The organism is Flavobacterium sp. FG19 (assembly GCF_057809475.1).
Genome location: NZ_JBMDKA010000059.1, coordinates 1 through 11,578, shown reverse-complemented (window position 1 = coordinate 11,578; position 11,578 = coordinate 1). Strand labels below are relative to the sequence as shown.

Below are 11,578 nucleotides of genomic sequence, written 5' to 3'. Positions count from 1 at the left end.
TTTTTAAAATTTGTTCAATTTCAAAATTTCATATCACTAACTTTGAAACACTACCTAAAACAGCCCAAAGGCTGTCTTATTTTTTATGCTATATTAATATAAATATCTGATTTTCTGTAAATGTTAGAGGCATTAATTAACCACCAACACATCTGATACATTACCACTTTGAAACACTACCCTTTTAATTGTAATACATAATTAAATTTACTACATAATAAGTAGTTATTATTAAAAGATTTGAATAAAAAACTATTTTCATAATCTTATCATTTAATTTTATTTTTAATAAAATTAATATTGCCAAGAATGAAAAAAGTAATATGTATTTATATAAAAAAATCAAATCTACATTCTTTAAGAATTTAGCAAATGTTATAGATAAAACTATAGACAGAAGCTCTAAAACTATATTATAAGTGTTATATTTTTTCATTTAATCTACCTTTCCTAAATATTTACCAGTTGACCTATCGTAATAATGAACTGTTACATCTTCATATAAACTAACTCCAAATCTTTCATATATCTGAATAATACCTTTCATTTGAGAAGGATCTTTAACATGTAAACCAATATATGCTTTGAAAACTTCTTCATTTTGACTAGATACCTTACTAGTTTTCCATTTTGCATATTCTGTCATCGCGATAGCACTTAATCTTAAAGGATTTGCCTTACTTAGTTCTTCTAATAAAGTTTTTACATCGGCTGCTAATACATAACCCGACTTATCTATCCACTCCATCATATCATCAAACATATCTTTTCTTTCTTTAAATACATTTTCAAATAAATCAAAAGCTTCTTCGTGTGAAAGATCTGTTACTTGTCTTATATCTAATGTAAAACCATTAAAATCTCTTTTATTGGTTATATCTCCAGAGTTTTTACCATTATATTGACCTCCTGAAAGTTTTTTACCTTTTCCGTCTCCATCTCCATCATCATTCTCCTCGGTTGCATCAACTGTATCTCCGTTGCCATTAGTAAAAGTACCGTTGTTATTTGTCCATTTAGTCTCACCGCTTCCAGATTTATTCCAAATGTCATCAATAACAGATTGCGCAAGCATTCCATCAGGATCAATAAAACGTAAAGGATTATTATAAGCGTAACTAAATGGCGACCATCTTCTTGACATTTCCGCCAATGGGTCTATATTATTCCTTCGTCCTAGTTCTGGGTCATACATCATCGCCCCATAATCGTAAATATTAAGCCCTAACTCGTCTTGAAGCTCCTTGCCGTTGTATTTATACTTATAAGGGTTTGTGACTGTTTTTACAAGTTTTTACCTGTTAAATACAATGATTTTAAGAACATGATTTTGCAGGATAAACTTACTGTTTTACTGCTTAAATCCAAAAATAAATCTTTAAAATAGCATTAAAAACAGCTAAACTTCTGCTGAAGCATATTGTACGTCTGTTGAGTCTTTTCAGATGAGTTCTGAGCGTCAGATTCTTTCTTTCAATATGATTAGTTCCGAAGCGCTTAACAGAATGCATCTTCTCATCAAGCAGATATCGATAATTTTTCAATCTGTCAGTAAATATCTTTTTTGCTTCTGCCAATTTCAGAGTTTCCAAAACACGATTCAGAGTTTTATTAGTTCGTTTGCCTACATTAAAACTAACCACATTTTTAGAATTCTTTTCCAAAGCATAAACCAGCCAGATATAATTTTTCTTGTGTCTGATATAAGTGCACAGCTCATCTACTTCATAGGCTTTGCCTCTGCTGATAATTGGTCTGGTTATATTTCTCGCAATGCAGACAATTCTTTTCAATAATGTTGTGGCTGATATTTCCAGTATTCTTGCAGTGCTTCTTATTCCTAATCCCTCTTTGGTTAATTGAACAATCTTTTCATTAATATCTAATTTGTAAGCTTGATTTGTATAATATTCTATAAAGCGGTGAGAGCATATTTTACAATAATATTGCTGTTTATTATTTTTTGTTCTCCCATTTTTAATAACCTTTTGCTCTTTACATTTTGGACAATTCATGACCATCACTAACTTTGGAACACTATGTCGCATTTTTACTCATTTTAGCTCATTTAAGGCAATATTAAAACAAAAAAGATGAGCAGTAATGCTCATCTTTAAATTATTTATCTCTAAAATTTGTTCGATTTCAAAAGGTTAGAATTTCAAAATCTTATATCACTAACTTTGAAACACTACCCTTTTCATAAGGAACTCTTCGCAGAGCAGGGCAGCTTTTTATAAGGAACTCTTTGCAGAGCGGGAGAATTAGTTCTCTTTTTTATATTTTTTTAGATATTCTTTAGCCATTTCTCTTGTTTTATTATCGACTTTTGGTGAATCCAAAATATAGTAAACATCATAATAAGCTTGATTATAATGATATTTATTAGCCATTATAAGGGCATAATACAAGGCTGATGTTTGTCTTTGTTCGGCAATATTATATATCGATTGGATTTCAAAATAGGCTTTTGGGTCTCCATGTTCTATAACTCTTTTACTTAAAGAATCCATCAGTTCTATGTTATTCAATTTCTTTTCAAAGTAAGTAGCGGAATTTTCTGTTTCTACAATTATTTCGTCATCTTTTTTTTCTTTTTTGCAAGCAGTAAGAGCTAACATTAAAGTAATAAAAACCATCGTAAGTTTAATTTGTTTCATAATATTGTTTTATTTTTTTCTTATTCTTTTTAAGACATCTGTATAAAGTTCTTTATGTACTCTTACTCCATTTTTATAGGAAACCATATAGCCTAGATTATCACCAGAATCTTTAATGGCATCAATTCCAGATATTTTATATTTCCCATTTTGTAGTTTTGAATATGCATAAAATCCTTCAGCGCCAACAACTCTCATTCTTGGATGTGCTTTTGAAATCATTTTAGCCAGATTTACACCATTAATATCGTTGGTATCCCCAGATTTGCATGAAAATAAAAATAGTACAGTTCCCGCCTTATCTCTAGCATTAACCCAGTTTGGACTCATTTTTTCCATCATAGCTTCAAATGCTTCTACACTTGTAATATTGCCACCATTTATATAGTCAGCTATAAGACCAGATGCGCCATGAGTCCAGACACTGAATACTCCATCTCCTTTTTTATATCTTCTACTATTTACGACATTATTAAAAACATCATTTTTAAAATATGTAAATAAATTTACTGGAGGTTCTTCATCTCCGTCTTCATCATTTTCAGTTTCACTAGTTGTAGACTCTAAATATTCTTTAAAATCTTTATTAGCTTGTTTACTTATATCAGCTTGTTCTTCTATCTGCTTGGCCATTGAGCTACCATCATCTTTTCCCTCTTCTTTAATGTTTGATGTATCCGATCGCATGCCATCAGGGTCAATAAAATAATTGGGGTTATTGTAGGCATAGTTATATGGCGACCATCGTCTTGATAATTCAGCAAGCGGGTCAATATTCATCCAACGCCCTAAAGCCGGATCATAATTACGTGCACCATAGTCGTAAAAGTTAAACCCCAACTCGTCTTGGAGCTCTTTTCCGTTGTATTTATATTTATTTTCAACCCCGGTTTTAACGTTATTATATCCTTCCTGTTTTAACCCAAAAGGATAATAATTGTTTTCTTCTTTTATAGCTAGTGTTTTATCATAGCTTAAACGAATATTACCCAGATGATCTTTGTACTGGTATACATATTTATAAGAACTTCCATCAGGTTCTACATAGCCTTCTGCTGTTGGGAAAAATTTCAAAGTAGCGTTGTCGTACTGAAATCCTCTCAGATAATCAGTGGTGGTAACACTGGCTGGTGAGATTATCGTTACTACTTTCTGTACTTTCTGCCCGGCAGCATTGTAAAGATATATAATATTGCCTGTTGTGGCAAACGTTATTTTGGCAGGCAGGTTCAAATGGTTATAGGTGATAGCCGTAATACTTTTGTTGTTATCCGAGATCAGGTTTCCGTTAGCATCATAGGTATAATCGTTAACCGTATTGGCGGCACTGTCTACAAAACCGCCTGCTTTATAGGTTGTGGCGTTATCCACTACTTTTACCAGTTGGTTACTGTAAGTATTGAGGTAGGTATACGCCAGATTATCAATTTGGTTCGCTGCTGTTTCACTGCCTCCGTTTCTCAACAGGCTTATAATATTTCCGTTTTTATCATACGTGAGACTTTCATTATAGGAATTACTAATAGTGGCGGCTTTTTTAAAGACAGCTTCTTTCAATCGGTTCAGGTTGTCGTATTTATAACCGTAAGTTCTTATAATACCGTTATCAGAATTTGTGGCCCAATACGTTTCGGCAATATTTCCGTTGTATAAAGGCGTAACACCGCTAATCGCAGCTGCAGCAGTATTATAATTAATTTTAAAAGCAAACAAATCCTTAGGGTCTCCTGTTTTAGCCAAGGCATTAATATCGTTTATGGCCGTAAGCCAGCCTCGTATGTTATAACTATAATTTACGTTTTGTGTGGGAGCGGCTTCTGTATTTCCTGTCTTTTTAGAAATAAGCTGTCCCAGTTCGTCGTAGGTATTACTGGCGAGTAATTCCACCGTACCTCCGTTAATCTGATGGGTATGGGTCAGTAAACGGTCCTGTGCCGAGTAGGTAAAAGTATCTACGGTTTGGAGTTCTGAATCAGTTGTCAGTCTTTTATGATAAGTATTGGTCCGCAGTACTTTTCCGCTAAAATCATACAGGTTGTCAATAGTGGTATAACCTCCCAAATGGTTCTGTACCCGGTTTCGTATCGGCCTTGCTTTCGCATCATAAAGTGTATACGACAGTTCGTTTTTGTATAAAGCACTGGTTTCCAACACACGGATCCAGGAACCTGTTGGCAGTCCTTTTGGTTTTACAGCAGTATTGTAATATACCGTTTGTGTCTGTACCGTTGCTGGAATAGTGGGCGCATTAGGGAAATTATAATCGTCAAAATAATTTACCGTGAGCACATGATAATCGGTTGTAGGCCAGGCAGCATTATCGTACCTGAAACTTACTCCGTTTACCGTTGTATTGGTCGCAGCGGCTATTTTGGTTTCGTTATTGGAAGTTAAAAGCGACACGGCATCCTGCAGTGTTTTTCTGACTGCGGAAGTTATTCCCGAAGCAGGTTTCCAGCCGGTAAGAACTGCACGATTAAAAATATCGTATTTGGTTATTAACCATCCCGTAGTAGTCAGATCTGAAAAAGGCGAATTGGCAGGACCGGCGGCCACTACGCGGTCGAGTTTATCGTATACTATAAATTCCCACTGTTTTCCTGGCAGTTTTTTCTCTACCAGACGGTTACGGCTGTCGTATTTGTACTGGTAACATAGATCATTTAGTACGGCAGCTGTAAGGGTTCCGTCTGCTTTTGGCGGAACTACATAGGTAAGATTGTCGTAAATATCATAAACATAATAAGTGTCGTGTTTTACTCCGGCATCATAGGTTCTTTTTAAAACAACCCTGCCTTCTTTATCTTTAAATTCCACGGTAGATCCTGCAGATTCTACAGGTACAGCTGTTGTGTTTTCATCATACGTAATGGTTTTGGAAAGCTGGGCTGCAGCATAGTAACCTGCATTTGCCAAAGCAATATCAAACAGGCCTGACGCTGCGTTCCAGGTGGCCGTCGCATTAAAAAGCTTTACATCATTGGCGATATTGACCTGATAATCCATTTTTATTTCATTTCCTGAACCTGACTTCCAGTCATTTCCCGGAGCGGCCTGTTTCAGGATACGGTTTAATGGAGAAGCTTCGAGTTCTTTACGGCTGAAAGGGGTTGTTGTGGCTTCCAGTGCCGGGTTTCCGTTAACGGTGCTGTTAGGACTTCCGTAATAGGACATGACTTTGGTTTTGGCGGCGGCGTCAAAAGCCATAGTAGTGGTTTCAGCTTTAAAAGGCAGGTATTCTTCTACCTGTCTTCCAAAACCATCATATTCGATATGGGTAATAATATCTTTTCCGGATTTAGACTGCTGGCGATCTATTTTTTGTACAGGTCTTCCCAGTCCGTCAAAATAAGTCACGTTTTGTGCGGCCTGCGTAATGGTTGGTGCAGTTATTTTTGCGGTACTGGCTGTTTTATAGGTAACAGTTTTAACGTAATTTTCGGTCTGGGTCTGGCTGTTTACCATAAAGGGAAACAAAACCAAAAGAAGTTTTATAATGTTTTTCATATTGCTTTTGGTTTTATGGTTTGTAATTGTATTGGTTTTCAGAAAGGATGTTTCCATTTCTGTCTTTTACGGTTTCCAGTCTTCCAAAATTGTCATAAGTATAACTTGTTTTATCACCTTTAGGGTCGACCATGGTACTGATGCCCACCAGAGGAGTATGGGTATAAGTGGTTATCATAGCATCCGGCAGACTGCTTCGCAAAGTGGTTTCCTGCGCTGCAGATAAAGCTGCCGAAAGAGTAAATCCGCTTCCAAAACCGGATAAAGCCTCTATTTGAGCATACACGGCATTTTCAATTTTAGCCACAGGAAGTGTTTTGTTATACCCCCAGATTATGGAAACCGGCATACCGTTTTCTAAAGTGTACTGAAGAATATTCCCTTTATCATCATATTGATCATAGGTGATTTTCTTTTCAAGATTTCCTACATTAGTGATACTTGGAAAGGCATTAGGAAATGAGGCGGCATAAACCGATTTAGGCAGCAGTATATCGGCTGTTGCCGTACTTTTATCATAAACCGTCAGCTTTTCTGATGTTTTGGTCTGGTTATAATAAGTTTGAGTATCTAATGGAATTCCGACCATATTTTTTGCGGTTAGTTCTGCAGCAAACGGTTTAGAAGCCATTTCTGAATCTTTGGCATAAAAGTACTTTGTTTCTAACGGCAGTCCTTTTGAGTTAGTGGTAATCTCAGAAGTCATCTGAAAATGGTTCGGTTTGTTATATTTATATTCTGTTGTGGTACTAAATGGATTTAACCCGTTCTGATCAAAAACAGTTGTTATTTTTTTTGACAAATAATGTCTCTGGCTTCTGGTTTCGTAGATATTGAAATTATAGAAATAATCTGTAATCGGGGTATATCCCGGATTTACATAAATCATATACAGTCTTGATGTATAATTTTTAGCTGCAAAATCATAAGCCGGATCGTATTCATAAATCAGCTCATCTTGTGACAGATAAACATAAGCTGATCCATTTTTTCTAAACTTGGTTGTTTTGTATTCCGTTCCGCCAAGAAAACCGTTTGAATAAGGAGTCCCTCTGATATATTCATCGCAGGTTCCCACAGAAGGTTCATCAGATGCCGGTACAAAATTGTGGATGATCCCCCCATTTTCAAAATTTTCACCAAAACTCTCCAGCACAGTATGATAAGTCAACACAGGCCCGTCAAAAGAATTCAGAGGTATTCTGGCATTGGAAAACATTGTGTAAGTGTTTTTATCCGTTGCGGTAAAAGTATCATAATTGGCTTCAGAGTTAGGATTGGCAATGGCAAACTGGCCGGTACTGCATTCCAGACAGTTCTGGGTGCCGTAATAGTATCTTTTGGTAACGGTATTTCCTTTACCATCAGAATCGTAAGTGTTACGGACCCTTACCCCTGCTACCGGATCATTTACTTTTATGGTATAGGGCTGGGTTGTGGCATAGGTCACCGAACCGTATATATTCAGACAGGCCCTTATTGAGGCAACCCTTAAAAAGTAATTTCCGGCACCTATACTGGCTTCAATAGTTGGGTTGGTATCAGACTTTAAGGTCGCTGCCACCTGATTAGTAGCCTGGTTAATCAAAGATACGTTTGCGTAAGGAGTCCAGTGTGTGGGATAAGATTCTTCAGTACAGATTCCTGCACCAGTATACATTAATTCGGCCTCGCCATATAAAGTAACGGTTTGTGCATAGGGAATATTAAATACAGGCGAATCAATAGATTTAGCCGTTGTAGCAGCCTCCTGCCCTGTCGAATAAACTGTTTTAGGAGGATAAAAAGTTTTATCTATATAAACCGAATTGGGTTCGTATACAAATTCTGTTTTCCCTTTGGTAGGATAGGTAATACTCTTTAACATTCCATACCCAACCACATCTGCATTAGGACTTCTGTCTGCGGTATTGGCCGCTTTAAAAACATTGTATAAAAAATGTAACGGCCCCAGATTGTTAAAAATCATATTTTTATTGTTTCGGGCATTATAATATCCAAAAATATCCTGTGCATACGAGTTTCTTGGAGGAAGTCCTTCCGGAGTATAATAATCAAAACTGTAACGTTTAATACTGGAAGTTTCTAAATTATTATATTCCAGAACCTCTTTTAAAAAGAACCTTTTTCGGTCTGTTTGCGTATACGAATTTAAACCTTCTGAATTGGTATTGGGCAGTACCGAATAATAATTAAATTCAAACGATTTTAAAAGAGTGTTTAACCCGGAATAGATCTTGATTTTTTTTAACTGTTTGGATTCATTATAACTGTAATTAGTTTCTAATTCAGTATATTCAAATGCTATTTTTTTATCATTCAGTACAATCGATTCAACAAAATAGGTCGTATGACGTTCAGTAGTCTGACAAGGCGTACCTATATTGGCTGTAGAAGGCAGAGCGGAATTGTTTACAACCGAGTTTGCCTTTTGCTGATAAGTATTAGAAATAAAAGCCTGTGATATGTAATTAAAATAAACTTCCTGTCCTGCTGCTGTTTTAATTCGGGTAAGTAAATACCCTGTATCGCTGGTTGACGGGGTTGGCGAACCACCACAGTAACTAACATTACTGGATCGTTCTCTTGCGCTATTTTCTCCAAAATAATATTCAGTACCGTCTACAGAGGTTATTTTAAAAGTACGGGCAGTACTGCCGTCTTCGTCCAGAACAACGGGAGCCTCAATTTTATTATCGGAAACATTCAATTCGCGGAAAGAATTTCCATCTCTGATAAATTTTCCGGAAATACCCGGTGCATTATAACTAAAGATATCTTTCTGAGGGGGATGGCTGCTTAAAGCAATGGCACTTAAATCTGAAGGAATACAAATTCTGGATTCATCCGGAACCGACCATGCCATTTTAAAATCGTCGTCGCCTTTTACCTGTCGGGTTACAATTCCGCCCACAATTAAATCCCAGTCAATTCCAAGCTGTTTGGAAGTTGCATCAACCCGAACGCCATTTGAGCTGTAACTTAAGGACACCGGAATAGAAATACCGTTTTCTTTTAGGGTATAAAGTTCCAGATTAACATTGGGTGCCCCGGTGGTCATTCCTATCGGGACATTTCCATAATTCCCCAATCCGGCCGCGGCGGGAGAGGGCGGAATAATTTCGGGTGAAAATTTATCGGTTTCTTCTTCAGAATGTTGTGCATTCATACAGAAAGAAACAGTCATCAATAATAGAAAGAACACTCTTTTTATTATTCTTTTTAAACGTACGTTTTTCATCTCTTTTTTAAATTATATTTATTGGCTTTGAATATATTGAGTTCCCATTTTTAGAAACTATTGTTCGAATTTGTGCACATTGGAGGAACACCTTTTTTATTTTCGTTCAAAACTAAATAATTGTCCGATTAAATTTTTACGGGTTTCCACATTTTGATCCTGATTTTTCAGTCTTTTCAGTAAATACAGAGGGATTTAACTTTAACGAAAGACCACGCAATGTTTAACTGTACTATATTTTTTACAGATTTAAAAAATGGGTCAAAATACAAATAATGAGAATCCTGAAAATGAGATTGGTTTTCCGGTTAATTTGTGAAGAAAATGAAAATTATGATTATTTGAAATTACGGCAGGGCTTTTAAGTAAAGTAAATCTATAATTTAAAAAACAAAAAAGTAATCAAACATTTTAAACTTTAGTAAGCATAATAAAAGGCAGTGTATTATATTGCATCGAAACATGTATTTATTTTCTTCAAATCACTCGTAAAATGGTTCGATAATTGTCCCGTTGGGGCTACAACGATAAAAGCTCCAGATTTCTCTGAAGCTTTTTTTGTTTAAGCACTAAAAAAACAAAGAGTTGAGAGACTTTTGAGATGTTGTGTATTCAATATAATACAAAAAAATGCGCAAAGTCAGAGTAAACTGCCCCCAAATAGTGTCTAACTTTTTGGGGCAGTCTACCATTTTGGGAAGGAATTCACCGGCTCTTGAAAAAGCAAACCAGGCATTAGGAAAACAGAATATCTTTTTCCTCCGGTCTGATTTCATAAATTTTTACGATGCAAGAGGATTTACAATGATTCTTATTAGGGAATTATTTTATCTATTTTACAGCCCGAAACTACTCTAACCGCTATATATTACCGAACTCATCAGGCCGTTAATTTTTTTCTTTTTTGTCTGCATCTAAATACACTGAATCCCAGATCCGCAAAGACGTTCGCCAGGCGTTCATGTGCTTGTGATTATGGAGTATATCCTTCCCACACTTTTGCATTAGCTTTCGGAGCAGCGATAAAAGTTAAACTGCTTTCATATAAAAGTTTCATTCCTTCCAAATCCATTACAGTAACCAGACTTGATGCGCCTTCGCCTGCTCTTCCAAACTTTGATAAATATTGATTATTTCCCAGAAATATTGCCCAATGCTTTATAGAGTCAGGCAGATTTCTTCCATTACTCAGCACAACAACATCCCCAATGGATGGGACGCCCTCCTTGTAAACAAAATCAGGACTTACAGGGTAATATTTTACATTAGCTATTGAACTTGCAAAAGCGTAGCAGTCAAAACCTTTATATCTATTCTCATTATGCGGTATGTCATGCATGAAGTAATCAAAAAGTCTCTTTGAATAGGCATTGGGCAATCCGATTACTGTTTCAATGCCGCCTGTCTTTTCTGTAACGATAATTCTTTTAAAATTATCTGTTCTATTAATTTCGATCTTTTCTCCTGAATCATTTAAAATCCATTTTTCCGGAAGAGATACACTTACTTGAAAATAATTAAGAGGACAGGAAATTGTGCCGCCTGAGCCATTAGGCATGAAAATAAAAGCAGCAGTATTATATGCCTCCCTTCCATCCACTGTGGTTTTTCCAACTTTCATATCTGTAAGCACCTGCAAAACCAGCGTTTCTTCAGATGAGAATTTAGTCGATATTTCCTGAGGATCTGACCGCATGTAATGTTTTGCTTTCAAATCTCCTTGTTTTCTTATTTTGGAAGAATTATTTATTGGATACCCTCCTATAATTCCCAAAATTATTATAACTACAAAATATGTTAATTTTTTATTCATCATTTTCTGGATTCCCGCTAATTGTTCTTCAAAGTCTTGCCGATCTACACTGTCATAGATGATCATTTAATCTAACAAGCTGGGATTAACGATAAAAATAATTAAGGCTGCAGTATAAAGATCAATGGCTTTGAATACTGCAATAATAAAATTTATACCTCATCTCAAAATTACAAAGAATTGCTCACAATAATATAGAAAACCCTGCACAAATAAATATCACAATCCAGCCACCCGGCCTTCCACCGGCCAGAACAACAATTAAAAACAATCTAAAAAAATAAAGGGAAGAGAAAAAAACATAACTAACTAACTAACTAACTAACTAACTAACTAACTAACTAACTAACTAACTAA

At 35.7% G+C, this 11,578-nt stretch carries 6 protein-coding genes; all 6 read right to left on the bottom strand.

Going from position 1 to position 11,578, the window contains the following annotated elements:
• Positions 1-436: 436 nt before the first annotated feature.
• The 6 genes from ACODST_RS27450 to ACODST_RS27425 all read right to left on the bottom strand — a co-directional run bounded on the left by ACODST_RS27450 (position 437) and on the right by ACODST_RS27425 (position 11,287).
• Positions 437-1,216, bottom strand: coding sequence for an RHS repeat domain-containing protein (locus tag ACODST_RS27450; protein WP_488935289.1), 780 nt, complete (start codon positions 1,214-1,216; stop codon positions 437-439).
• Between the two features lie 142 nt (positions 1,217-1,358).
• Complete coding sequence (locus ACODST_RS27445) at positions 1,359-2,021, bottom strand: IS1 family transposase (protein WP_488935288.1); 663 nt, start codon at positions 2,019-2,021, stop codon at positions 1,359-1,361.
• A gap of 243 nt (positions 2,022-2,264) precedes the next feature.
• Positions 2,265-2,660 (bottom strand): hypothetical protein, encoded by a 396-nt coding sequence (locus ACODST_RS27440; protein ID WP_488935287.1) that lies wholly within the window; start codon positions 2,658-2,660, stop codon positions 2,265-2,267.
• A gap of 9 nt (positions 2,661-2,669) precedes the next feature.
• Positions 2,670-6,224: a DUF6443 domain-containing protein gene (locus tag ACODST_RS27435; RefSeq protein ID WP_488935286.1), complete on the bottom strand. Its 3,555-nt coding sequence runs from the start codon at positions 6,222-6,224 to the stop codon at positions 2,670-2,672.
• Complete coding sequence (locus ACODST_RS27430; RefSeq protein WP_488935285.1) at positions 6,181-9,408, bottom strand: RHS repeat protein; 3,228 nt, start codon at positions 9,406-9,408, stop codon at positions 6,181-6,183. The genes ACODST_RS27435 and ACODST_RS27430 overlap by 44 nt, the downstream gene beginning before the upstream one ends.
• Before the next feature lie 973 nt (positions 9,409-10,381).
• Positions 10,382-11,287: a hypothetical protein gene (locus ACODST_RS27425; protein ID WP_488935284.1), complete on the bottom strand. Its 906-nt coding sequence runs from the start codon at positions 11,285-11,287 to the stop codon at positions 10,382-10,384.
• Between the last annotated feature and the right edge of the window lie 291 nt (positions 11,288-11,578).

Coding starts and splice junctions, on each gene's coding strand:
- ACODST_RS27445 (WP_488935288.1), bottom strand. CDS start 2,021: ATGGTCATGAATTGTCCAAAATGTAAAGAGCAAAAGGTTATTAAAAAT.
- ACODST_RS27440 (WP_488935287.1), bottom strand. CDS start 2,660: ATGAAACAAATTAAACTTACGATGGTTTTTATTACTTTAATGTTAGCT.
- ACODST_RS27435 (WP_488935286.1), bottom strand. CDS start 6,224: ATGGAAACATCCTTTCTGAAAACCAATACAATTACAAACCATAAAACC.
- ACODST_RS27430 (WP_488935285.1), bottom strand. CDS start 9,408: ATGAAAAACGTACGTTTAAAAAGAATAATAAAAAGAGTGTTCTTTCTA.
- ACODST_RS27425 (WP_488935284.1), bottom strand. CDS start 11,287: ATGATCATCTATGACAGTGTAGATCGGCAAGACTTTGAAGAACAATTA.